General features: G+C 69.9%; 14 protein-coding genes and 2 pseudogenes. 9 read left to right on the top strand and 7 right to left on the bottom strand.

Going from position 1 to position 25,409, the window contains the following annotated elements; all coding sequences use genetic code 11:
- Nucleotides 1–30: 30 nt before the first annotated feature.
- Together ACW0Q9_RS09010 and ACW0Q9_RS09005 are read left to right on the top strand one after the other, a co-directional pair.
- Nucleotides 31–2,985 (top strand): ATP-binding protein, encoded by a 2,955-nt coding sequence (locus tag ACW0Q9_RS09010; RefSeq protein WP_456179616.1) that lies wholly within the window; start codon nt 31–33, stop codon nt 2,983–2,985.
- A 256-nt stretch (nt 2,986–3,241) separates the two neighbouring features.
- Nucleotides 3,242–9,430 carry a S8 family serine peptidase gene (locus ACW0Q9_RS09005; protein ID WP_456179615.1) on the top strand — a complete coding sequence of 2,063 codons (6,189 nt, stop codon included), beginning with the start codon at nt 3,242–3,244 and terminating at the stop codon, nt 9,428–9,430.
- Between the two features lie 139 nt (nt 9,431–9,569).
- Here the strand turns inward: ACW0Q9_RS09005 and ACW0Q9_RS09000 are convergent, their stop codons facing one another.
- On the bottom strand, nt 9,570–9,923 hold the full coding sequence (locus tag ACW0Q9_RS09000; protein ID WP_456179614.1) for a nitroreductase/quinone reductase family protein: 354 nt from the start codon (nt 9,921–9,923) through the stop codon (nt 9,570–9,572).
- Nucleotides 9,924–10,219: 296 nt separating this feature from the next.
- Here ACW0Q9_RS09000 and ACW0Q9_RS08995 point away from each other — a divergent pair, with 296 nt between their 5' ends.
- The 3 genes from ACW0Q9_RS08995 (at nt 10,220) to ACW0Q9_RS08985 (ending at nt 14,574) form a co-directional block, all read left to right on the top strand.
- On the top strand, nt 10,220–11,401 hold the full coding sequence (locus ACW0Q9_RS08995; protein WP_456179613.1) for an L-histidine N(alpha)-methyltransferase: 1,182 nt from the start codon (nt 10,220–10,222) through the stop codon (nt 11,399–11,401).
- A gap of 59 nt (nt 11,402–11,460) precedes the next feature.
- Entirely contained in the window at nt 11,461–12,057 is a 597-nt protein-coding gene (locus ACW0Q9_RS08990) for a hypothetical protein (RefSeq protein ID WP_456179612.1), read from the top strand.
- 366 nt (nt 12,058–12,423) lie between these two features.
- Entirely contained in the window at nt 12,424–14,574 is a 2,151-nt protein-coding gene (locus ACW0Q9_RS08985; protein WP_456179611.1) for an MMPL family transporter, read from the top strand.
- A 4-nt stretch (nt 14,575–14,578) separates the two neighbouring features.
- On the opposite strand, the gene ACW0Q9_RS08980 is transcribed toward ACW0Q9_RS08985, so the two are convergent.
- From ACW0Q9_RS08980 to ACW0Q9_RS08965, 4 genes and pseudogenes are all read right to left on the bottom strand, one after another.
- A complete protein-coding gene (locus tag ACW0Q9_RS08980) occupies nt 14,579–15,169 on the bottom strand; it encodes a GIY-YIG nuclease family protein (protein WP_456179610.1) in 591 nt (196 codons plus the stop codon).
- A gap of 45 nt (nt 15,170–15,214) precedes the next feature.
- Entirely contained in the window at nt 15,215–18,289 is a 3,075-nt protein-coding gene (locus ACW0Q9_RS08975; protein ID WP_456179609.1) for a DUF3427 domain-containing protein, read from the bottom strand.
- A gap of 434 nt (nt 18,290–18,723) precedes the next feature.
- Nucleotides 18,724–19,650: an NAD-dependent epimerase/dehydratase family protein gene (locus tag ACW0Q9_RS08970; RefSeq protein ID WP_456179608.1), complete on the bottom strand. Its 927-nt coding sequence runs from the start codon at nt 19,648–19,650 to the stop codon at nt 18,724–18,726.
- A 582-nt stretch (nt 19,651–20,232) separates the two neighbouring features.
- Nucleotides 20,233–20,781 (bottom strand): annotated as a pseudogene (locus tag ACW0Q9_RS08965) (GNAT family N-acetyltransferase); the annotation flags it as partial.
- A gap of 47 nt (nt 20,782–20,828) precedes the next feature.
- Between ACW0Q9_RS08965 and ACW0Q9_RS08960 the strand changes: the two are divergent.
- Both ACW0Q9_RS08960 and ACW0Q9_RS08955 read left to right on the top strand, forming a co-directional pair.
- A complete protein-coding gene (locus tag ACW0Q9_RS08960) occupies nt 20,829–21,416 on the top strand; it encodes a TetR/AcrR family transcriptional regulator (RefSeq protein WP_456179607.1) in 588 nt (195 codons plus the stop codon).
- A 134-nt stretch (nt 21,417–21,550) separates the two neighbouring features.
- Nucleotides 21,551–22,093, top strand: coding sequence for a hypothetical protein (locus ACW0Q9_RS08955; protein WP_456179606.1), 543 nt, complete (start codon nt 21,551–21,553; stop codon nt 22,091–22,093).
- A gap of 108 nt (nt 22,094–22,201) precedes the next feature.
- On the opposite strand, the gene ACW0Q9_RS08950 is transcribed toward ACW0Q9_RS08955, so the two are convergent.
- A complete protein-coding gene (locus tag ACW0Q9_RS08950) occupies nt 22,202–22,567 on the bottom strand; it encodes a VOC family protein (RefSeq protein WP_456179605.1) in 366 nt (121 codons plus the stop codon).
- 192 nt (nt 22,568–22,759) lie between these two features.
- Here ACW0Q9_RS08950 and ACW0Q9_RS08945 point away from each other — a divergent pair, with 192 nt between their 5' ends.
- Together ACW0Q9_RS08945 and ACW0Q9_RS08940 are read left to right on the top strand one after the other, a co-directional pair.
- Nucleotides 22,760–23,389, top strand: coding sequence for an 8-oxoguanine DNA glycosylase OGG fold protein (locus ACW0Q9_RS08945; RefSeq protein ID WP_456179604.1), 630 nt, complete (start codon nt 22,760–22,762; stop codon nt 23,387–23,389).
- Between the two features lie 67 nt (nt 23,390–23,456).
- Nucleotides 23,457–24,779, top strand: coding sequence for an AAA domain-containing protein (locus tag ACW0Q9_RS08940; RefSeq protein WP_456179603.1), 1,323 nt, complete (start codon nt 23,457–23,459; stop codon nt 24,777–24,779).
- Between the two features lie 296 nt (nt 24,780–25,075).
- Here the strand turns inward: ACW0Q9_RS08940 and ACW0Q9_RS08935 are convergent.
- Nucleotides 25,076–25,409 (bottom strand): annotated as a pseudogene (locus tag ACW0Q9_RS08935) (hypothetical protein); the annotation flags it as partial.

Here is a 25,409-nt window from a genome sequence, read left to right as displayed (position 1 = left end):
CCCGAGCAGCGAAAAGAGAGATCATCACGCATGCTCGACCCCTCGCCCGAGGACGACCGGACGTCACCGATGGTCTCCACGCCGCATTTCGTGGGTCGTGATCGGGAGATGACGGCGCTTCGCGGCGCCCTGGCCCGGCCACCGGCGATCGTGCTGGTGGAGGGCGAGGCGGGGATCGGGAAGAGCCGACTGCTGCGGGAGTGGTGGGCCGCGCCGGACCAGCGCACCGCCTTGGTCTCGGTGTGCCCACCGCTTCGCGAGTCGCTGACGTTGGGGCCGATCGTCGACGCGTTCCGTGGGATCGACCGCCCGGTGTCGCGACTGCGGCTCACCGAGCTTGCGGGTGCGTTACGGCCCCTGTTCCCGGAATGGTCCTCGGACCTGCCGCCCGCACTGCCGCCCCTGGACGATGCGAAGGCGGCACGGCATCGCCTGTTCCGCGCCCTGGACGAGCTGCTGCGGGCTCTGCGTGTCGACGTTCTCGTGCTGGAGGACGCGCACTGGGCCGACGAGGTGACCTTGGAGTTCCTGCTGTTCGTCACCTCCCGACAGCAGTCGGACGGGCCGAGCCTGGTGATCTCCTATCGGCCGGAGGAGGTGGACGACGGGTCGCTGTTGCTGCGGCTGACGTCCCGGTTGCCCGCCGGCGTGACCCAGCTGAGGATCGCCCTGGCGCCGATGCGACCCGACGACACGGCAGCGCTGGTCTCCTCGATGCTGCACGGCAACCCGGTGTCGCAGGAGTTCGCGACGTTCATGCACCAGCGGACCGGCGGCGTTCCGCTGGCGCTGGAGGAGTCGGTTCGCCTCATGTGCGACCGCGCCGACCTCGTCTTCCGCGACGGGCAGTGGGTCCGGCTGAAGCTGCGCGAGCTACAGGTGCCGCCAACGGTGCGCGACTCCACCCGGGAGCGGGTGGGCCGTCTGTCGCCGACGGCCCAGCAGGTGCTGCGAGCCGCGGCCACGTTGGCTGAGCGGTCATCGGTGGCCACGATCGCGATGACCGCCGGTCTGTCACCAGATGCGTGTCGAGGCGCTGTCGCCGAGGCGGCCGGTGCCGGTGTCCTGGACGCGGACGACCACGGCCGGTGGCGGTTCCGGCACGTGCTGGCCGCCACGGCTGTCTACGAAGCGATCCCGTTGACCGACCGCAGACACTTCCACCTGCTGGCCGGCCGCGCCTTGGAGGACATCCATCCGCCGCCTGTGGCACGCCTCGCCCACCACTTCCGTGAGGCGGGCGAGACGCGGTCCTGGGCGCGGTACGCCGAGCAGGTTGCCGAGCTGGCCATGGCCTCGGGTGACCACACCAAGGCGGTCGACGTGCTTGTCGATCTGTTGTCGTGGGCGGTGCTGCCGCCGGCGGATCGGGCACGGGTCGCGCGCATCGCCGGAGTGGCCGCACTGGGCCGGCGTGAACCGGTCGACGAGGTCTACCACCGCGTGATCCGTACCCTGCGCTCGGTGCTGGAGACCCCCGGTCTGTCCGCCCGCCAGCAGGCCGAGATCCGCAACCCCCTGGGCCGGCTCCTGATCACCGGGGGTGAGGCGCAGGCCGCCCTCGGCGAGCTGGAGCAGGCGGTGGCCAACCTCGACCACGACCCGGTCGAGGCGGCTCGGGCGATGACCTATCTGGGGTGGGCCTATGCGGGGCCGTGGCCCGCGTCGACCCACCGGCGCTGGCTGGATCGCGCCGCCGAGCTCGCCGCCGAATTCGACTCCCCCGCGGAGCGGCTGAACCTGGCCGGCAACCGAGCCGCGGCGTTGCTCATGCTCGGCGAAGAGGAGGCCTGGGACGTCGTCGCCGGCCTGCCCACCGACGGCGCGAGCTCGGCGGAGCGTCTCGACGTGGCCCGCATCCACGCGAATGTCGGAACCGGTGCACTGATCTGGGGCCGGTACGCCGACGCGGAGAAGCACCTCGCCGTGGCCATGCGCCTTGCCGAGGCCGAGCAGGCGTCCCGGTTGCAGCACAACGTCCGACTCGAACAGGCCAACCTGGCGTGGCTCACCGGCCGGTGGGAGGGCCTCGCGGAGCGAAGTGCGGCACTCGCCGACGCCGACCGGGACCGGCCGGCGCACTACCTCGGCAGCATCCGCCTCGCGGCCCGGCTGGCAGCCGCAGCCGGACGGCGGCGCGCCGCGGAGGAGCAGTTCCGGCTCGTCCTCGAGGAGTCCGCCCGTCTCGGCGCAGCCGACGACACGATGGAGGCCGCCGCCGCGCTGGCCAGGCTGTGGCTGACGGACGGAAACAGCGCCCGGGCGCTGCAGGTCACGAACGAGCCGATGGACACCGTCCGGAGAAAAGGCATCTGGGTCTGGGCGACGGACCTCGTCCCCGCCCGGGTCGAGGCGCACCTCGCCGCGGGCGACCTGAAGGCCGCGACACGCCTGGGCGACCAGTTCGCCAGAGGACTGCGTGGCCGGACGGCGCCTGCGCCTCGCGCCGCGCTCACCGTGTGCCGCGCCCTGCTGCTCGCCGCAGCCGGAGACCACGCCCGCGCGGCGACGGCACACGATCGTGCGGCGCGCGCCTGGAGCGCGTTGCCGCGCCCGTACGACGCCATGCTCGCCCGCGAGCGTCAGGCCGAGGCGCTCATCGCGCACGGCCAGATCGAACCGGGCCGGGAGCTGCTGGCCGCACAGTACGAGCAACTGTTCAGGCTCGGAGCCCGCGGCGATGCGGACCGTGTCGCACAGCGGCTTCGCGGACACGGCGCCGAGGTCCCGCGACTGTGGCGTGGCGGCCGACGGGGGTACGGCGACCAGCTCTCACCTCGCGAGCTCGACGTGGTCCAACTGGTTGTCGCCGGCAAGACGAACCGGGAGATAAGCCGGATCCTGGCCAAGTCGCCGGCCACGGTGGATCAACAGCTACGTGCGGCGATGCGCAAGCTGAAGGTGACCTCCCGGACCGCGCTCGCGGTCAAGGCGGTGGAGGCCGGAGTGTTCGCCGAAGAGGAAACACTCGGCGACGCCTCGTGAAAATTGACGTATCCGCTGGATAGCGAGCGGTCACTCGTCCGCCGAGCATGACTGCATGATCCATAGCCCTGGGCCGATGCATGCCTGAGCGACCTGTCGCGCGCGACGACTCCGCCAGCGAGCACGAGCCACCTCTCGAGCTGCCGCGCGAGCCGCGCGTCAGCGCCTCCGATGCCCGCGACGCCCATGACGCCGACGGTGCCGACGAGCACGAGAGTCACGACCCCTACCAACCCCTGTAGGCGAAGGACCCCGCATGAGACTCCAAGCCCTCGCGGCTTCGCTGGCCGCAGCGGTCGGCCTGAGCATGATCCAGCCAATACCGGCGTCCGCCGCTGAGCCGGATCCCGGCGCGGCCGCCAACAAGATCGCGTCGAACCTGAAGGACCGCTTCCGCACGCAGCCGGCTTCCGACTTCTGGATCACGTTCGACACCAAGGCCGATCTCGGGCCGGCCAAGAAGATCGCCGACTGGACCGCCCGCGGTCAGTTCGTCTACGACGCGCTGACCGCGGCGGCGAAGGACTCCGTGGCATCGGTCTCCGCCGAACTCGACCGGGCAGGCGTCAAGTACACCTCCTACCCGATCGCCAACACGGTGCTCGTCAAGGGGGGCACCGAGAAGCTCGCCCTCGACGTGGCCTCGAAGACGCAGGTCGCCGAGATCCAGGCGACGCCGCAGGTCGCGTTGGTCGATCCCGTGGACGAGAAGGTCCCCGCCGACCAGGCTGCCCGCCCCGCCGCCCCAAAGGCCGCGGCCGCCGAAGGCACCACCACGTGGGGTCTGGACGCCATCCACGCCCCCCAGGCGTGGGCCATGGGCGCCACCGGTGCGGGCATCACCGTGTCCAACCTCGACTCGGGCGTCCAATTCGACCACCCCGCCCTGATGCACCAGTACCGCGGCGCGAAGGCCGACGGCACCATCGACCACAACTACAACTGGATGGCCACCCGGGGCACGTGCACGGGCGCACCGTGCGACGACAACGGACACGGCACGCACACCATGGGCACCATGGTCGGCGACGACGGCACCAACCACATCGGCGTCGCCCCGGACGCGCAGTGGATCGCGACGAACGGCTGCTGCGACAACACCGGCGTCGAGTCGCTGCTCCGGTCGGGCTGGTGGCTGCTCGCCCCGACCGACATCAACGGGAACAACCCGGACCCGTCCAAGCGCCCCCACGTCGTCAACAACTCGTGGGGCCAGACCGTCGAGCACAACTTCGACGACTTCTTCCGGGCCATCGACGAGACCTGGAGCGCCGCGGGCATCTTCAGCGTCTGGTCATCGGGCAACACCGCGCCGTACGCGGCCTGCGACACCGTCTCGTCGCCCGGCTCCGCCGAGAGTGCCTACTCCGTCGGCGCCTACTCGTCCGACGGCACGCTCGCGTCGTTCTCCCGCAAGGGCGAGGGTGAAGGTGGCCGGATCAAGCCCGAGATCTCCGCTCCGGGCGCCGGCGTCCTGTCGTCCTACCCGAACAACAGCTACACCGAGATGTCCGGCACGTCGATGGCGTCCCCCCACGTCGCCGGCGCCGTCGCGGCGCTGTGGAGCTACGACCCGACCCTCATCGGGCAGGTCGAGGAGACCCGCCGGCTGCTCGGCGAGTCGGCCGTCGACGTCGACGACACCGAGTGCGGCGGCACCGCCGAGGTCAACAACAAGTACGGCGAGGGCCGGCTCGACCTCGTCCGCCTGCTCGAGCTCGCGCCCCGGCAGGGCGGCACCCTCACCGGTGTCGTCACCGCCGACGGCGCCCCGGTCCCCGCCGCCGAGGTGACGATCAGCGGTCCGTTCAGCCGGTCGATCGGCACCGACAAGGACGGCCGGTTCACCACGAACCTCCCGGTCGGCGACTACCAGCTCAGCACCAAGGTCTTCGGCTACCTGACCGCGACCGCCAACGTCACGATCTCCCTCGGCCAGGACACCTCCGTCAAGCTGCCGCTCACGGCCGCCGCGAAGCACGACATCAGCGGCAGGGTCGTCGACGACAAGAAGCGGCCCGTCCCGAACGCCGACGTCTCCGTCAAGGGCACGCCGCTGAAGCCGGTACGCACGGACGCCAACGGCGCGTTCACGATCAGCGCTGTACCCGAGGGCGCGTACACGCTGAACGTCCAGCCCAACGCCTGCTTCTCGCCCACGACGGTCCCGCTGACCGTCGGCGCGCAGAACGAGTCGCGCGAGATCCCGGTCGGGCTCGTCGTCGACAAGGGCGGCTACAGCTGCGCCGTGTCCGACGGCGAGTACCTGCGCGGCACCGACCCGGTCGCGTTCACCAGCGGCGTGTGGGCGACGCTGAACCTGCCGTTCCCGATCGCGCTCTACAACGGCAGCCACGACACCCTCGGCGTCAGCCTGCGCGGCGTGATCTCCCCGGACACCAGCACCGGCCCCGGCAGCGGCGGTGCGGGCGTCTTCCCGTTCTACGTCCAGACCCCCGTCGAGTTCGCCCCCGGCGGCGGCGTCTTCACGGCGGCCACCAAGGTCGACGGCGAGGACGCGTTCGTCGTCGAGTTCCGCAACGCCAAGATCTGGGCCTACCCGATCCGGTCGGAGTACACGGAGCCGGTCAACTTCTCGGCCACGCTCACCCGCTCGGGCAAGGTGATCTTCGGGTACGGCGACGGCATCGGCACCGACGACCCGGTGACCGGCGGCGCCCGCACCATCACCGGCATCCAGGGCTGGGCCGGCATCGACGGCATCCGGTTCTCCGACAACGCCCCGGTGCTGCACGACGGGATGATCGTCACCTACGACCTTCCCGACTGGGGCTACCTCGACGCGACCGTCGTCGACCAGAACGACGGGCTGCCGGTGTCCGGGGCCAAGGTGTCGTTCACCGACAAGGACGGCCTCGTCGAGAGCGTCACGACCAACGGGACGGGCATCGTGCACCGCCAGCTCCCGGTCGCCGACTACACCATGACCGTCGAGGCGCCGAACTACACGACCGCGGCGTACCCCTTCTCCCTCGACAAGCTCTACGCCAAGGCCAAGGTCGACGCACGGCTGACCACGGGTGTCGCCGGCCTGAAGGCCGACGGCCTCGACGCGGTGCTGGGCACCGACCAGAAGGGTGTCGGCACGCTCACGCTGACCAACACCGGTTCGGCGCCGCTGACGTACGACCTGGGCGAGGCCGCGCGCCACCCCGAGCTCGACGCCGCCGGCGCCACGACGCGCACCGGGAAGGGCGCGGCCAGCACGATCGACCTCGCCGCGTGGAAGGCCGGTGCCAGCGGCATGAAGCCGTCGAACGCCGACGGCAAGGCTGCGACGGCGACCGAGGCGGAAGCGCAGGCGGCCGCCAAGGTCGGCCCGACCTCCGGCGGGGATGTCATCACCCGGATCCCCATCCCGGGCACGATCGCGGAGAAGGAGCCCACCGGCATCGGGTACGACGGCGACGTCTGGGTCCACGACTACATCGCGCGGACCAACACCGCCTACACGGTGACGGGCAAGCGGACCGGGAAGGTCTTCGACGCGGCGTGGAACCCCGCGTACCGGGCGTTCGACATGGCGCTCGACACCAGGACCGGTGACATGTGCCAGATGGAGGACAGCCCGGCCAGCTACATCCACTGCTTCGACCGGGAGACCGGGAAGGAGACCCGGCAGATCAAGGGTGACTGGTCCACGCTGCAGCTGACCGGCCTCGCCTACAACCCGGCGGAGGACGTGTTCTACGTCGGCGGCCGAGTGAACGGCATGATCGGCACCGTCGCCGGGACGTCGCACGACAACGCGGGTGCGCTGCTGTCCTTCTGCGCCCCGCCGCTGCCCGAGGTGATGGGCCTGGCCTACAACCAGGCGTCCGACACCATCTGGTACACCGACCTCACCTCGAACCGGCCCACCCGCCTGCTGCAGGTCGACCCCGACGACTGCTCGCTCGTCAACGCGTGGTGGTTCCCGGGCCAGAAGGCGACCCAGGGCGGCGGCCTCGAAACCGACTCGACCGGGGCGCTGTGGGCGGCCGACCAGGTCGCCGACGACGTCGTGCTGGTCGACGTCGAGGACGACCTGCTCACCGACCTGCCGTGGCTGTCGCTCTCCTCGACCGGCGGCACCCTCGCCCCGGGCCAGTCGACGACCGTCAAGGTTGCGCTCTCCTCCAAGGACGCCAAGCCCGGAGTCCTCGGCGCGAACATCGTGGTGCGGTCCGACACCGGGCGCCAGTCCAAGACCTACGTCCCGGTGACGCTCACGACCACGAAGTACCAGGTCGGCGTCAACGCCGGCGGAACCTCGTTCACCGACGGCTCCGGCTTCACCTGGTCCGCCGACCAGGCCGCCGGCAAGACGGCGTGGGGCTACGAGGGGAAGACGAAGGTCGCCTCCACGACGTCCGGGATCGAACGTACGACGGACGACGCCCTGTTCCAGTCGCAGCGCACCACGGCGGACAAGCAGTTGTTCTACCGCTTCCCCGACGCGCCCAAGGGCACCTACGCGATCGACCTCGGGTTCGCCGAAATCGAGAACGCGGCCAAGGGCAAGCGGGTGTTCGACGTCCTCGTGGACGGAACGCTTACCGACTACGCGTACGACGCGGCCGCGGCCGTGGGGCCGAACGCCGCCGACTGGCGCACCGCCGTCGTGAAGCACGAGGGCGGCCCGCTGACCGTGGAGCTGCGGGGCTCCAAGGGCCTGAAGGCCCCGACCATCGCCGCGCTGCGTGTGACGCTCGACCCGCGCGCAGACACGGCGGAGCCGGAGCCCCAGCCCGAGCAGCCGGAGCCGGGCCCCGTGCCGGTGGCCCCCGCCGGCCGCTCGTACACGATGAAGGTGACCGACGGGCTCTACCGTCAGGGCGCGCAGGAGTCCGGGTGGCACGGCGATGACGTCTGCGGTGTGCTGTGGTTCGACACCAGCTTCCTGTTCCCGTTCTACGACACGGCCTGGGACGGCGTGTGCGTGACGACGAACGGCCAGCTGATCTTCGACCAGGCCAGTGCCGTGGGGGGCAACACGGAGCTGCCGTCGCCCTACGCGTTCGACGCGATCTATCCGCTCTGGGACGACCTGGTCGTCGACGACGAGGCGGGCATCTACTTCGGCATGACCGAGGTGGACGGCCTGGCCGCTGAGGTCATCGAGTGGCGCAACGCCGCCTTCTACAACGACCGGACGGCTCGCGTGAGCTTCTCGGTCACCCTGATCGCCGACGGACGCATCCAGATCGGGTACGGCGACGGCGTCGGCGGCGACAACCCCCTCACCCGGGGGTCGTCGGCGACGGTCGGCGTGGAGAGCCTGACGCACAACCCCGCGGGCCAGTACTCCTTCGACCAGCCCGTCCTGAAGGCCGGCCTGGGGCTGGAGTACACGCTCCCGGCTGCGGGCACGATCGAGGGCACGGTCACCGACAAGAACGACGGCAAGCCGATCGAGGGCGCGATCGTCACGCTCAAGGGGCCGAACGGTGAGCGGGTCATCACGACCGACGCCAAGGGCCGGTGGAAGGCCCAGGCACTGGTCGGCGAGAACACCGTGCAGGTCGCGGCGCCGAACTACGTCACCGCCAGCCACCCGGTGACCATCGCCAGGAAGGATCAGGCCGAGGTCGTCGACACGGCGCTGACCACGGGCGTCGCCACCGTCACCGGAGCTGACTTCGACTGGCTCCTCGACAAGGGCCAGAAGGCGACGGCCGACATGACCGTGACCAACACCGGCTCCGCCCCGCTCGAGGTGCGGCTCAGCGAGCAGAAACGCACCAGCGACGGCGGGCACGAGGCCGGCGACCTTCCGTGGCTGACCCTCACGGGCGCGGCCGCAACCGGCACGGTCACGCTGGCGGCCGGGGAGTCCACCACGGTCACGGCGACGGCCGACAACGCCGGCGTCGAGCCCGGTGTGCTCGTCGGGGACGTGCTCGTGGCGTCGAACGCCGCCAAGGGCGAGACCCAGCTCAAGCCGGTCCGTCTGGCGACCTCGGCCTACTGGCAGGGCGTCGACGTGGGCGGATCCGGGTACGTCGGTGCCGACGGCTTCGTCTGGTCGCCCGACCAGGAGCTCGGCTCGCGGCCGTGGGGCTACGTCGGCGGCACGGCGCGTGCCACCAAGGCCGACATCGGGCGCACGGAGGACGACGACCTGTTCCGCACCCAGCGGACCGGCAAGACGTTCACCTACGTGTTCAAGAACGCGCCCGCCGGGACGTACCGGCTCGGCCTCGACTTCGCGGAGATCGAGAACGTCAAGGCCGGCATGCGTACCTTCGATGTTCTGGTCGACGGCAAGGCCGTGCTCCACGACCACGACGTGCAGGCGAGGGCGGGTGCGCTGACCGCGGACGTAAACACGATCACCGTCGAGCACGCCGGTGGCGATCTGACGGTCGAGCTCCGCAGCGAGATCGGCGAGCGCGACCCGATCCTCAACGCCCTGAAGGTCCAGGAGGACCCGCGCCTGTGAGATAACCGAACCGGTCCGCCAGCAGCGGTCAGAGCCTCCTCGGAAAGGATCGCCGGGGAGGCTCTGACCGCGACCACCGGGTTTGCAGCTTTGGCCCGTACTCGCGCACTTAGGCCCTGTTCCCTGACGACCAGGCGGGCTACCCGAGCGGGACCTGGACCGCGACGTCGTGCTTCGGGTAGGAGCTCTCCACCGTGTCGGCGCCGTACTTGGCCTTGAACAGCTCCACCACGTGATTGACCCGGTCGGCGTCGGTGATCGGGGTGGCGCTCGAACTCAACGCCGTCCCGTTCGCCGACACCTCGATCATCGGCGTCTGCCGGACGTTCTTGTACCACTGGCTGTCGGAGCCGGTCACCGGGACGAGGAACACGCTGTCCTCGTCCAGCACGAACCAGACGGGGTGTGTGATTTGCCGCCCGGTCTTCCGGCCGGTCACGGTGATCTCGACCTCGCGGACGCCGTCCAGCGCGTCCCAGACCACGTTCGCCACGATGCCCCCCGACAGAGTTGGTGCCTCCTCGCCAGGCTAGGGAACCCCGTGCTGGCCGGCCCGGGGTTCCCGGCCGTGTCACCGGTACGGGCCGGGCCGGGGCTCGGTGGCCCTGGCCTGGATGCGGCACGGCCGCCTTCAGATAGCCGCAATTGCCGCCAAAACGTTCCTCGCCCCCGATCCCGCGGCCCGTCGAATACCGGAACAAAGCGGCTACCTTCGAAGACTTTGCCGCTGTTAAGGTTGGCGAGCGGAACATGGGGGACGGTCGGACCTCACGCGGGGGATGGCACAACATGGATCAGCAGGCCAGGGAGCAGTTAAAGCTGCTGCGCAGACTCGAGAAAGTCATTTCGGAAACCGAGTTCTCCTGGTCGCTTTGCCTGGTGGGGGAGGACCAGTCCCGGAAGCTCAACGAGCTGGCCGCCGAGCTGCAGCGCCCGTTTTCGTCCACAGGGGACGAGAAGAGGATCGTGTCCGGTTACTCGTACTGGGGAATCGAGCCGGCGGTCAACTGGCAGCGGGCCTGCACCGACCCCAACTATCCCGTCATGAGAGACGGGATCGAGACCTTCAGCCGGCGCTGGCGGAACCTGCACTCCCGGCACAACGGCCGGCCCTACCACTACATCAGCCTCGGCCCCGGCACCGGGGAGAAGGACGCCGTCGTTCTGGCCGACCTACATCCGCTGAACCCGGAAATGTATTACGTGCCCGTCGACATGAGCGCGGAGATGCTGCGCCTCGGGCTGAAACCGATAAAGTCCCTGCCCTTCTTCCGGCAGTTCCGGAATCAGCTGCTCCCGGTGCAACTCGACTTCTCGGTCGAAGAGAACGTGGCCGAGCTGAACGAACTGCGGGACCGGCTCATGGGCGACGAGCCGGTGCTGTTTTCTCTGCTCGGCAACACGATGGCCAACTTCGACGAGGACGTCGACCTGGTCGAGCGGCTGAGCAAGCAACTGCTCCGCCCCCAGGACCGGCTCATGGTAGAGGTGGCCACCGCCTCCCACCTCGACGACCGGATGGCGCAGCAGGCGGCCCGGGAGTACGAGACCAGCTGGGTGTTCCGCGAGTTCGTCATCAGCGCCCTGCGCCAGAACACCGACCTCTCGGTCAACATGAACTACGTCCGCTTCGAAGGGGTGGTCGACGAGGGTCGGTCACTGGTCATCAAGGTGATCTACTGCAACCGCTCGGCCGAAGACCTGAAGATCGTGCTCCCGAACCGCAGCGAGGTGCACTTCCCGAGCGGCGACACCATCCGCCTCCTGATCACCCGGAAATACCAGCTTAAGGCCCTGGCCGCCGCGCTGGCCAAGGCCGGCCTCTTCGTGGAGAGCGAGGCGTTCACGCAGTTCCAGGCGTACGAGCGGGTCCGGCGGTTCGGCATGGACCTGATGCTGCTGTCCAGCAGCGATGCCGGCGCCGGTCCCGACACGGCCGCCCGGGACGTGTTCCGCCGTCCGGGGAAATGACGAGCGGATCGGGGCGACGGCCACTGCCGTCGTGGGTGAGAGCGCCACGCACCTGGATCATGGTGGTCACCGCCGGCAGCCTGACGGTGGCTTTCGTGGTCAGTGCCGTCTGGTGGCGCCGGTCGTCCGGCGTGTCGAGCTTCGAGCCGGCCGTGCAGATCCTGGGCCTGCTCGGCGGCATCACCGGCATCGTCGCCGAACGCTGGGCGGCCGGACGCGAGCGGCGCGCCGAGGCCCTCCAGGCCATCGGCGAGGAGTTGCGGGACAACGCGAGAATTCTGGCCTCTCCGCCGTTCGCCGTGGACACCACGCAGCCGGCTCGCCGACAGGTCTACCCCCGCCTGAGCCTGTCCGCCGTGAACGCCGCGCTGTCCTCGGCCGTGCTGTCCCCACGCCGCGACGAAGCGCTTGTCGGCATGCTGCATGACTGGCGGAACGAGGCGGAGATCTTCAACCACCAGTTGTCCCTCGCCGAGATACTGGCCTTCACCAACGGATCCGACGAGGTGCTCCGCGACCTGCACCAGGGACTGCACAGCGCCGACGGGCCACTGGAACGGATGCAGGAACAGCTCACCGCCCTGCTGGCGACGTCGGCGCTCGGCGCGTCCGGGTCGAAGCGGCGCGACATCACGGAGGCCGGCGGCGCGCGATAGGTGCGTGTCCCCGGTCCACGGCGCGAGGCGTCGGTCCGCCGCCCCTCGTCGCGAGGCGTCGGTTCGCCGGGCTCTCGTCGCGAGGCGTCGGTTCGTCGGGCCCCACGCCGCGAGACGTCGGTCCGCCGGTCCCTTCGACCGTGTGGCGTCGGGTCGCCAGGCCCCTCGACCGTGAGGCGTCGGATCGCCCTGCCCTCGCCGCGAGGCGTCGGTCCGCCGGGCTCGCGTCGCGAGGCGTCCGAAAAGGATTGGTGCTCGGCGGTACGATTCACCGCGGGTAGCGAAGGGCTGCCGTCATGGTGACGGGCGGGCGCGCGACAGTGCTCTGGCCCGGACGTCAGGAGAGCCGGATACACGGGGGCAACCATGTTCGAGCGGCTGGGCAGATTCGTCGTCGGCAAGGCGTGGTGGGTGATCGCCGGCTGGGTGCTCGCGGCCGTCGCCATCATCTTCACCACGCCGTCCCTGTCCGATATCACCTCCGCCGACCAGGAGAGCTTCCTGCCCCGGCACTACGAGTCGGTGCAGGCCACCGAACTCGGGCAGAAGGCGTTCCCGCAGCAGGCCGCGGCGACGGCGACCATCGTGGTCAAGCGGGCCGACGGGAAGCCGCTCACCCCGGCCGACGAGGCGAGGGTGGGCCAACTCGCCCAGTCGCTCAAGGCCCGGAACATCCCGGCCACGTCCGGCTATGTGACCGGCCCGCCCGCCGTCGCGCCGGACAAGTCGGTCCAGGTGATCAACGTCGGGCTCGACGCGGCCGCCCCGGACGACCCTGCACTGCTCGACTCCGTACGCGATCTGCGGTCGGCCATCGGCCCCGACCTGGCGGGCAGCGGGCTCACCGCGGGCGTGGCCGGCGACGTGGCGAGCTTCGTCGACAACGAGGACACCTTCAACAGGGCCTTCGCCGTGGTCGGCGTCGCGACGATCATCCTGATCATCGGACTGATCCTGATCATCTTCCGCAGCCCGATCGCCGCGCTGCTGCCCGTCGTGGTCGTCAGCGTCGTCATGTCCATCACGACCGGGCTCGTCGCCGCGGCAGGCAAGGCGTTCGACCTGAACGTGAGCCAGGACCTGCAGACGATCCTGCTGATCGTGCTGTTCGGCATCGGCACCGACTACATCCTGTTCCTGCTCTTCCGCTACCGCGAACGGCTGCGCGCCGGCGACGACAAGCGCACTGCCATGATCGTCTCCGTCGAGCGGGTCGGCGAGGTCATCACCTCGGCCGCGGGAGCCGTCATCGTCGCGTTCCTCGTGCTGCTTCTCGCCTCGCTGGGCTTCTTCGGTTCGCTCGGCCCGGCGCTCGCCATCGCGGTCGCCGTCATGCTGATCACCTCGCTCACCCTCATCCCGGCGGTCGTCTCACTGCTCGGCCGGTACGTCTTCTGGCCGTCGAAGGCGTGGCAGCGTACGCCCAAGGCCACCCTGGCGCGGCGCCTCGGCACCCTCGTCGGCCGGCGGCCGGCGCTCGTGGCGGCGGCATCCGGCGCTCTGCTGGTCGCGCTCGCCGCGGGGGTGCTCAGCTACAAGGCCGACTACGACTTCAGCGCGGGCTTCCCGCAGGACACCGAGTCGGCGAAGGCCGCCGCCGACCTGCAGCGCGGGTTCGCCGCCGGTGCACTCGCCCCGACCGAGGTCTACCTGACCACCGGGAACGGGTCGCCGCTGAGCGAGCAGCAGGTCAACGAGTTCGCGGCGGCCGCGGCGGGTGCCCCGGGAGTGGGGCGGGTGCAGCCACCGGAGCGGGGCAGCGACCCGAGCGTGGCCCGGGTCAACCTGCTGCTGAACGAGAACCCGGTGTCTAACGAGGCGATCACGCTTGTGCGTGACGACCTGCGGGACGCCCTGCATGCGGCGGCGCCGCCCGGCACCAAGGCGCTGGTGGGCGGGACGACTGCGATCTTCGCGGACATCAACTCGGCGAACAACCGGGACCTGTCGGTGATCCTGCCGGTGGCTGCCGGGCTGATCGCGCTCATCCTCGCGTTCTTGCTGCGCAGCCTGGTTGCGCCGATCTATCTGGTGATCGCGGTGTTGCTGAACTTCGCGGCGACGCTGGGGGCGACGGTCTACGTCTTCCAGGGGCTCCAGGATCAGCCTGGAGTGACCTTCCAGTTGCCGATCATCCTCTATCTCTTCGTGGTGGCGATCGGGACGGACTACAACATCCTGATGATCGCTCGACTACGGGAGGAGGCTCGGGAGGGGAACGAACCGCATGAGGCTGCCGCCATTGGCGTGGAGCATGCGGGGCCTACTGTTGCCGCGGCGGGCCTCATCTTGGCCGGGACCTTTGGGGTTTTGATGTTGGCGCCGATCTCGTTCCTGCAGCAGATGGGGTTTGCGGTGGCGATCGGGATTGTGTTGTCGGCGTTCGTGATGTCGATGTTCTTTGTGCCGGCGTTGACGGCGCTGATCGGGCACAAGGCGTGGTGGCCGGGGCATGGGGACGAGCGGCGGGTCAGCGGGCCGCAGGCGCCGCCGGAGCCGAGCGTGGTAGAGGTGTAGCCAGCTACCGCGCCACCGGCAGCAGCCGAGCTTGCGCCCGCTGCGCGAGGCGCAGTGCCGAGAGCTGCCCATGAAAGGGGGAATGACGGTTCTGGTCGAGGTTGAGCGGCAGAACGCACTCCCGAATGAGCTCTTCCTCAAGCTTCCACGGGTGATCGGTCGGGGTCCAGACAACCTGAGCGTGTCCGGCCATCCACTCCGTGAGCCGCTTCTCGCCCTCTCTGTCGAACGTTAGTCGCTTACCGCTGCCGACCCGCCGCAGACTGATTTCGAGTTCGTCGGCGAGCAGCGAGCCGAGGGTCAGGCGCAGCGTCGACCCGGCAGCGTTGCCTCGGTAGTGATAGCGGATTCGGCTTCGAATCGTCTGCCGGCTCGGTTGGCGCCCATTGTTCGGCGGTGCCTTCGGTGAAATACCGACGTAGAGCAAGACCGCCCCAAGCTGCTTGTGGCATCCGCTGACGGGCACCAGGGACGGCGGCGAGAGGAAGTACCAGGCGTAGACACCGGAAGTCGCCGGTATCGGGCAATCCCGCCCGCGTACCTCCTCAGCTCGATATAGCCGAGCAGGACTGAGTAGAGCTTCCTCCGCGCCCACTGGCACTCCTCAATTGCCGACCTGAGCTGCCGTCTGCGGTTGACCCTATGCGGCGATCGCTCGGGCGGCCGTATACATGTCGGCGGGCAGGGGATGCGCTAACTCCCAGATGATCCGCATGGGCCGCTCTCCGCTGTGCTCCCGATACGTCATCGGACCGGCGTACAGGTAGGCCGGCACGCCCATGTTCCCCTCGGCCACCTTGGTCTCTCGTACGAACAGGTGCACCGTCGACCCCTGCTTCTCGTGGTGGATGTACCTCTGCCCGGTGGCCGACGCCGAGGTTGTCGTGCTCTGCGACTCCCACTGGAACAACGTCTCGGTGATCGCTCGGTCGGCGTACATGGTGGTGGGGGAGTAGTGGTGCTCGGACTTCACTAGCGTCACGAAGAAGATGTCGGCCTGCTCATCCGGCAGCCACTTCACGCCTTCCCGCAACGACCCGGGATTCGCCATCCCAAACGCGGCGCACGCCTCATTGCGGGTGTACCGGGCATGCACCCGCAGCGGCACGCGATCCAGCCCGACCGGCTCGGTGACCCGGTGGATCCGCTCGCGCAGCACCTCCGCGAGTTGGCGAAGCTCAACACAACGCGCCGGCTCCGCCCAGAGCTGCGCCAACCGCTGCTCACGCTGCGACAGCGGCACGTTCGGCCCCCACAGGCTGAAGTGCAGCATGTTCAGCAGCCGTCCCTCGGGCACCGGCCCGCCAGCCGCCATGTGTTCCCACAAAGCCAGGCGGTCCAGGTCGTCCGTATGGAGCATCCGCCCGATCGCCCGCGCCAGTTCTCGGTCAGCCTGCCCTGGTGCTGAGGTTTCCACCCCAGCGAGCCGCCGCAGGCCAGTCCAGCCACCCAACGTTGCCGACCGGTACACGTCTTCGATCTCCAGGCCGGTGTCCCGCAGGAACTCCGCCAACGACACGTTTCCGAGCTGCTGCAGCTCGGCCACCATGCTCTTCCGTGACGACGGGACCGCCTGCTCCAGGTTGCGGAGCACCACGTCCTTGGCGACCCGGTCCAGCTCGATGTGGCACCCGCTCGGCAGCGTCGGGAAGTCCTGCTCGACCGCGTCGTATACCTCGCGGCGGCTGACTCCGGTCAGCGCCCGCCACCGCAGGTCGAACCGGAAGTTGGCGTGCTGCCCGCCGATGAAATCGAGCACGGTCAGGCAGGGCTTGCCGTCGTCTAGGCGCAGACCACGACCGAGTTGCTGAAGGAAGACTGTGGCGCTTTCGGTGGGTCGCAGCAGGAAGATTGTGTCGACCATAGGTAGGTCGACGCCCTCGTTGAACAGATCGACGGTGAAGAGGACGCGCAGCCGGCCGGCCTTGAAGTCACGAACCAGCCCGTGCTGCGCCGGCCGATCGATTCCCGAGGTCACCGCCGCCGACGGCACGCCGTGGCGGGTAAACCATTCCGCCATGAACTTGGCATGCGCGATGCTCACGCAGAATCCCAGCGCCCGCATCCGGTCGCCGTCGACCAGCTTCTGAGCAGCCCGCAGTACCAACCGCGCTCGCGCGTCGTTGCCGGTGTAGACGTTCTCCAATTCGCTCCGGTCGTAGCCCTGCCCCCGCTTCCACGTGACGTGCGACAGGTCCACGTCATCGTGCAGGCCGAAGTAGTGGAACGGCGCCAACAACTGCCGGTCTAGCGCCTCTCGTAGGTGCAGCTCCACGGCCGCATGCCCGTCGAACCACCGCCGCACGTCCCGGCCGTCGGCCCGGTCGGGGGTCGCCGTCAGCCCCAGGAGTACGCGCGGCCGCAGCCGATCCAGAAGTTGGGCATATGTCTTCGCCTCGGCGTGGTGAAACTCGTCCACAATCACCATGTCGAAGGCTTCGGGGTCGAGCTCCCGCCTATGAAGCGACTGAATCGAGGCGAACACATGCCGCCACTGCTTCGGCCGTTCGCCATCAACCAGCCGCTCGCCGAAGCTGCCGTCCGTCATTACCTGCCGAAACGTTGACCGGCTCTGTCGCAGGATCTGCTCCTGGTGCGCGACGAACAGCAGCGAGTCAACCTTCCCAGCCCTGTATAGCCGCCGGTAATCCAGCGCTGCGACCACCGTCTTGCCGGTGCCGGTCGCCATGACCACCAGGTTCCGCCACCGGCCGTGTACCTCGCGCTCGGCGGTCAGGTCGTCCAGGATTTCCCGCTGATACCCGTACGGCCGGACCTCAAGGTTCGCGATCTCCGTGGCGCCGTCGTCCTGGGTCCGCTCGCCGCGCAGCGCGTGCCCGAGTCGCTCGCCATCTCTCGCCGGGTCGTACGCCTCGAACGCCGGGTCGTTCCAGTAGTCCTCGAATGTCGCTGTGAAGGTGTCGATGACATGCGGCTGCTCGAGGTTCGAGATCCGCACGTTCCACTCCAGGCCGTCGACTAATGCCGACTTTGACAGGTTGGAGGATCCGACGTAGGCGGTCGTCATGCCGTTGTTGCGGCGGAATAGCCACGCCTTGGCGTGTAGGCGGGTGGTCCTGGTCTCGTATGAGACCTTGATCTCCGCGCCCAACTCGGCGAGGCGGTCCAGGGCGCGTTGGTCGGTCGCGCCCAGATAGGTGGTGGTGATGACACGGAGGCGGCCGCCTCGGGCGGTCAGATCGCGGACAGCGGGCTCGATGAGCCGCAGGCCGTACCACTTGATGAACGCGCAGAGGAGGTCCACGGAGTTTGCCGAGGCCATCTCGTAGAGAGCTTCGTGGCCGATGCGCGGCTGATGGCGGCCGTTGACTAGGAGGGCACCGGTCGCAAGGGGGGTGGTCGGCCGCTGCGGGAAGGCGGGCGTACTAGGCGGCGTCGGCGGGACCGCGATCGCGTGCAGTAGTGTTCGTGCGTCGGACACCTGGTCATCGGTACCAACGGCGCGAGGCTCGATGGCGGCGATACTCGCAGCGATCCGGTTGGCCATCTCGACCTGGCGGGTGACCTTATCGTCGCCGCCGACGGCGCGGAGGGCACGGCGGGCGAGATCCGAGATGTGCCGAGCGAGGATGTCATGAGCATCGTCCGGGTCAAGCAATTCTTGCTGAACCAGCGCAGCGTCAACCTGTGCGAGCTGGTGCGCGAGTCGCTGGGTAATGAGATGCTCGTAGATACCCTGCTCAAGATCCGTCACCTGAATGAGCTAACCAGTCACAACCTGCCTCTGTTGCCCCCCACGCGGCTGAAGCTGAACTACAAAGTGACGGAGGACCTTGCCCGTCCGATGGACGGGACCTCATCCATCGGCGTCGGGCTCGGCACAACTTGGTTCCTGCTGGTCTGTCCACGAAATCGCCACTCTGGGAGGCGAGGAAAGGGTCCGAAGGTCGTCCCAAGTGCGGTACAGGCGTGGTAGTCGTTGATCTGGATGAGCTGATCTCTCTGGCAACCGTGTTCCATATCGCTTCGGGCTGTAATGGGCGCACCCCTACTCGGACTCCTTGAGGATGTCGGATGTCGGCCCCAAGCGCCTCACCCCGACGACGCCCTGATCGAACGGAACGTCATCGACTGACCGGCCACGCCAGATGCGCTCAGCCTCGGTGACGCCACCGGGGCGGCGAGCGCTCAGCGGGTCGCTCTCGCGATCAGCGGGATGCCCTCCCGGTAGGTCGGCACCGCCGGAGCCCAACCCAGCTCGCGCTTGGCCTTGGCGTTGGACACGCGCATCGAGGTGGTCATCATGGCGTGCGCGTACGGGATTGGCCGCAGCATCCAGCTCGGGACCCGCCACGGCCGGCGCGCCCCGAACGCGGCCGCGAGGGTGTCCAGGTAGTCGCCCCAGCGCACCGGCTCGTCGTCGACGATGTTGTACGCCTGCCCGGCCCGCCCCTTCTCCAGCGCGGCCACGGTCGCCGCGGCGGCGTCCTCCAGGTAGATGAAGTTGGCGTAACCGCCTCCGGAGGGCACCGGCAGCCGGCGCTTGCGCACCAGGTTGACGATCATGTCGGTCATGCGGTCCTGCCCGTAGAAGAACCCGTAGCGCAGCGCGACGCCCTCGATCTCGTCGGCGGCGAACACCTGCTCCTCGGTGGCGCGGATCGCGGCCACCGCCTCGCCGAGCTTGCCGGCCACCGGCTCGGCGAACGGGGCGTCCTCGGTGATTGCGCGCGGGCCGTGATCGCGGTAGCCGTAGCCGAGCACGATCGACTGGGTGACGAAGCGGTGGGCGCCGACCGCCCGGGCCGCCGCGAGCAGGTTGGCCGTGCCGGTGGTACGCAGGGCGTTCGTGCCCTGCAGCGCCTCACCCATCTTCGTGGTGCCCAGCGCCGTCAACTCGTGCATGACCGCGTCGGCTCGCACGTCCCGTACGGCGTCGAGCAGGTTCTCTCGATTCAGCACGTCGGCCACCACGGCCTCGGCGCCGGCGCTGCGCAGCCGCTCGGCGTTGCACTGGCTGCGGCTGATGCCGGCAACCTGGTGGCCGGCGGCGATGAGTTGGCGGGTGAGGGGCGTACCGATGGCGCCCGAGGCGCCGGCGAGCAGAACTCTCATGGCTTCGGTCTCTTCCTGTAGGTCTCACCCTTGTGGACGGGATACCGGCTGAATGTGTGATGACCTGGCGGTGTCTCGTCCCGCACAGCCAGCGGCGGCGTCCGGTTCCGCTCAGGCACCCGCCGCGGCCGGCCCGAGGGTCGGCTCGTCGTCCCAGGCCAACGAGCTCATCTTCCAGCCCGACGGGGTCTTAACGAACTGGGTCGTCTTCACGCCCCGGCCCTCGAACCATTCGCCGTTGAGATAGCCCGACTTGCGGTACTCGCTGAACCGGTGGGCGATCGAGCCGTAGATCTCGGTCGTCTCCGAGGTCTCCCATTCCCGGAACTCGGTAAGCGTCCCGTCGGTGAGGATCTTCTCGCGAGGTGCGACGAACTGGCGCAGGTCGTAGATCACCGGGGTCACGCCGACGGTGCTGATGATCATCCCCTCGGGGATGAACACCTCTTCGATCGCCTCGATGTTCGGCTTGGTGCCGGCTGTGTTGGTGAAGGCGCCCAGGAAGGTGGCCATCAGGCCGTCGAGTTCGGCCTTCACCTCCGCGGACATGCTGCCCCTGGTCGCAGGGCTGGGTTGACCGGCGCGGCGGGCCCGCCACTCGTCGGCCAGCACGGCCCAGATCTCGAGGTCGATCCGTCCCCCTTCGCCGTCCGGGTAGACCTGGCGCAGCGTTCCGTCGCGGCTCATGCCCAGCCGCCGTGCGACCGCGATGCTGCGCGCATTGCGCGATTTGGTGCGCCACTCGACCCGAGCAATGCCGCGTTCCTCGACGGCCCAGTCGATGATCCGCTCCGCGGCGCGGGTGATCAGGCCGTGGCCCTGTGCGCCGGGCTCCAGCCAGCAGCCCGCTTCGCAGACGCCCAGCGCGCTGTCGAAGGAGACGAACATGACGCCGCCGACCAGGCGGCCGTCCAGCCAGATGCCCCAGATGCCGCCGCTGTCCTGAGCCCGCTTGTCCGCGTACCGCCCTAGTACCGCGCGAGCCCCGTCGAGGTCGCGGGCGACGAACGCGGGCGAGACCCACGGCAGGATGTGCTCGCGCGCCCGGTCCAGGTGGTAGAGGAACTCCTCGGCGTGCCAGGGCTCCAGCGTGCGCAGCACGGCCGAGTCGGTGAGGGGCAACGCGAACATCACAACCTCCGTACATAACAAACGTTTGGCATGTACGCTAACAGGCCATGACCCCCGCACGCACCGACCATGACTCCCGCCGTCAGGACGTCTCGGAGGCGGTCTGGCAGGTCCTCGCCGAGCACGGCTTCGGCGGCCTCACCATGCGCGCCGTCGCGGCGGCCCTGGGCTCCTCGACCGGACTGGTCACCCACTACTTCGCGGGCAAGCGCGAGCTGATCGCCCACGCCCTCGACATCCTCGAGGTACGCACCGCGCAGCGCCCCCGGCAGGCCGCTCCCGCACCCGGACTGGCGGCGCTGCGCACACAGATACTCAACATCCTCCCGCTGACTCCCGATGCGGTGGCGATGAACCGGATCTGGGTCGGCTCCTGGGACATCGCCCTGTCCGACCCCGACCTGTTCGCCGCCCAGACCCTTCGCTACGAGCGCGTCCGGGCCGGGCTGCGCACCTCCATCGAGGACGCCCAACGGTTGGGCGAGCTTCCCGACGGTGACCCGGGCCGGCTCGCGACGACCGTGCTGGCGTTCACCCACGGTCTGGTGGTCCAGGCGCTGTTCGACCCCGGCCGGCTGCCGGCCGCGACACAGACCCGACTCGTCGACGACTTCCTCGCCGCGTTCACCCGCTGAACCGCGACGCCCTGGCACTGAAAAGCCGACGCGGAACGAGGGGGCGGGGTCGCCAGGAGGAGCGGTCAGGTCCAGGCGGCCGGAACGGTGCGGTTTGTCCACTGCGGTCGCCGCGCGGGCGTAGGGTTGGTGCCGTGGTAGGGGCGGGACGTCGATACCGCTACGTGGGCCCGGCGGACGTGCAGGCGTCGGTCGCCGGCGCCCCCGAGGGCTGGCCCGTCCGATCGCCGGTCGATCTCGACACCTACCTGGCGGCCGCGGATCCGCGCGACCGTGACGAGCCGTTCACCTATGTCATCGACCTCGGCGGCACGTTGCGGCTCGCGCCGAGACGCAGCGAGCACGTCGCCTGTGCCGGCGGCGGGGAGGTCCTCGGCGCGGGGGAGATCGCCTTCGCCGGCGAGCGGGGCGGTTGGGTCGTCACCGAGGTGAGCAACCACTCCACCGGATACTGCCCCGATCCCACCTCCTGGGCGGCGGTGGCGGGCGCACTCGACAACGCGGGCATCTGTCGCCCGGAATGCTTCACCGCGGCCGTCGTCTTCCGGCGCTGCCTTGACTGCGGCGAGCGCAACCTCGTCCGCGACGACGACTACGTCTGCGCGCTCTGCGGCGCTGAGCTGCCGGAGGATGTGGAACCTCGGCTGACGGCCCAGCCGTCGACCGACCTGAGCTGACGACCGAGCCGGCTGATCGTCACCTGCGGCAGGCAGGCACTGATGCCGTCACGGATGGGAGCAGGGCCGCGGGCGCGGCGCGATTGCTACGGCGGTGCCGCCGCCCCCTCAGCGGGCCGTCCAGGTCTGCACCTCGACGAGGTTGCCCTCGGGGTCGCGCAAATAGGCCGAGCGCACACCCCACCCGGGCCGGTCGGCGGCCGCGGCCACCACCACCTCGGCGGGAAGGGCGGCGATGGTGGCGTCCACGTCGGGCACGGGGACCACCACCAGCACCCCGCCGTCACCCCGGCCCACCGGCAGCACCGCCTCGGCCGCCCGGCGGCCGAGGATCGCGAGGACAGTTTCGCCGCCCCGGTCGAAGCTGGCGTACTCGAAGTCCGGGACAACCGTCTCCGGCTCGCCGAGCAGACCGGTGTAGAAGCGCAGGGTGGCCGGAAAATCGTCGGCGACGACGCGGGCGTGCACACTCACGCAACAGACCCTAGCCCTGTGGGCACCGGTGCGAACTGGGCATCCTCGTGGGCAGGCCCGAGCTCGCTCGGGTGGATACCGCCATATGCCGGGTCCGGCCCAGCGGATTGGCTGGCCGCGCGGATAGCTTCCGGGCATTCGGTCCGCCGCCTCGGCAGAGGTGAGCGGCCGCCCAGGAACGAGGAGGATGCCGTGACCCAGTCGATGCCAGGAGAATCCGCGCCGATCACCATCGATGTCGACCGGTGGCGCGCGGCACTTCCACCGGACGCCTGGCCGGACGGGTTCCCCGAGACCGGTTCGGTGTGGCGGCGGGACGTCTTCGCCGTGGCCGATGCTTGGCGCGGTGGCGAGGCGAGCCCTCGGCAACTGCTGACCGCGGTGCTGATGTGGGGTTACGGTCCGATCGGCTACGGGCCGTGGCGCACCGCGCGGTCCCTCGAGGGCGATCCGGACGGCAAGCGGCTGGCGCACGCGCTTGACGGGCTGTGCGCGCCCGCGCCGGACGAGGACGCGCTGCGAACCGCCTACCAGCGCCTGCGTGACCCGAAGGAGTCGCGGTTGCCCCGCCTCGGCCCGGCGTTCTTCACCAAACTGCTCTACTTCGCCGGCTACCGGCGCGGCGCGGGCGGCCGGCAACCGCTCATCCTCGACAGCGTCGTTCGGCGCCGGCTGCCCGTCGAGGCCGGTGTGCGGCGCGAGTCCGGCTGGGTGTCGGAGGAGTGGCTGGCCTACCTGGGCTGGGCGGCGGACCAGGCGCAGCGCCGGGGCATCGAGCCCGACGAGGTGGAGATGGCACTGTTCCACGACCGTTGGGTCTGACAGCGGAGCTGACGCACCCGGCTCGTATGGTGGCGGGGCGCGGGAGTCGGCTCGGGGAGGGTGGTCCATGCTCGCGGAACTGGCAGCCCCACCGGCCGTCGCGGCCGAGCGGGTGATCACCGCCGTGCTGGCCGACCTGCGCTCCGGCGACCATCGGGGCGTGGTGGTCGACTCCCCGCCCGGCGCCGGCAAGTCCACCCTCGTGGTCCGCGCCGCCGTCGAGCTGGCCGCCGCCGGCGAGCCGCTGATCATCGTGGCGCAGACCAACGAGCAGGTCGACGACCTCATCGACCGGCTCGCCCGCAAGGCCCCCGAGCTGCCCGTCGGCCGGCTCTCGGCCGCCGACTACCAGCCCACCGACCGGGTGAAGGGCCACGAGACGGTCCGGGTCGCCGCCAAGGTCGCCGACCTCGGCGGTCCGGCCGTCATCATCGGTACGGCCGCCAAGTGGGCCACCGTCGCCGAGGGCGTGTGGCCGTGGGCGATCGTCGACGAGGCGTACCAGATGCGCTCGGACGCGCTGCTGCGTGTGGCCGGGCGGTTCGAGCGGGCGCTGTTCGTGGGCGACCCGGGGCAGCTCGACCCGTTCTCCACCGTGGAGACCGCGCGCTGGACCGGGCTGACCTGGGATCCGATGCAGTCGGCGGTGGCCACCCTGCTGCGGCACAACCCGGAGCTGCCGGTGCACCGGTTGCCGGTGTCCTGGCGGCTGCCCGCCACCGCCGCACCGGTGGTGGCCGCCGCGTTCTACCCGTTCACCGGGTTCCGGGCCGGCACCGGGCCGGCCGAGCGGGCGCTGACCCTCACCGAGCCGGGCCCGGGCGACCGCGTCGACGCGACGGTCGAGGTGGCGGCCGCCGCCGGCTGGGCGCTGCACGAGCTGCCGGCCCGGCACACGCTGCGTACCGATGCGGAGGCCGCCGCGGCCTGCGCCGCCCTCGCCCTGCGATTCCTGGAGCGGAAGCCGGTCGGATTCGACGAGCATGCGCCCGGCGGCGTGCCGGTGACCGCGGACCGGATCGCCGTCGGGGCCGCGCACCGCGACCAGGTGGCGGCCATCCGGTCCCACCTGGGCGCGGCCGGCGCGGGCATCACCGTCGACACCGCGAACCGGCTCCAGGGCCGGGAGTACGACGTGACGATCGTGCTGCACCCGCTGTCGGGCCGGCGGGACGCGACGGCGTTCCACCTGGAGTCGGGGCGGCTCTGCGTGCTGGCGTCCCGGCACCGGCACGCGTGCGTGGTGGTGGCCCGAGCCGGGATCGCCGAGCTGCTCGACGCGCACCCGTCGACCGAGCGGGTGCACCTGGACGTGCCGGTGAAGTTCCCGGACGGCTGGGAGGCCAACCACACGATGCTGGCCCACCTCGCCGCGCATCGCCCCTGCTGACCAGGGGACAGCCGGGAACCGGAACGGGCCGGGGGAGCGGTCCGGTGGGGGCGCACCATGGCCGGATGCCCTGGGCGGGGACCGTCGATCGCGGTTCGGCGTGAGCTGATCGGAGCGCAGACACGGACGGGTGGCCGAGTTGACGCTCGCGGAGCGTGTCCGTAGCCTCTACTCATAGGGGAGATGGTGGCTGGCGATGATGAGCTGAAACGTAGTCATCGTTCGATCCGTCTCAATACCCGGCCCCAGCCTTCGCGCTGGGGCTTTCACTTTTCCCAGCCTTTCGGGCGGCGCGGTCAGAGCGTCCCGGGCTCGTGCCCCTGCACGTAGTGCCAGGCGCCGCGCCCATGCGAGTCGAACAGCGCCGCGGTGCGGCGCGGGTTCGCGAAGACGTCCGCGTATTCGAGGTCGAGCCAGAAGGCGACGCCGTCGTGCTCTGTCATCGAGCGGAACTCCTCCGGCAGTGGCCGTCCATCGGCGCGGAGCGTGACCGCCAGCACGCCGGTCCGGCCCACCCCGAGGGCCGGCACGCCGGTGACCGGGCCGTTGCGCCCGTCCGAGCACCACAGCGTCCCTCGGATGCGCAGCGCCGGCCCCTCGCCGACGTTCTCCACGGGAACGAGGAACCGG

It is taken from the genome of Micromonospora sp. I033 (assembly GCF_053890995.1).
This window is presented reverse-complemented; position numbering and strand designations above follow the sequence as displayed.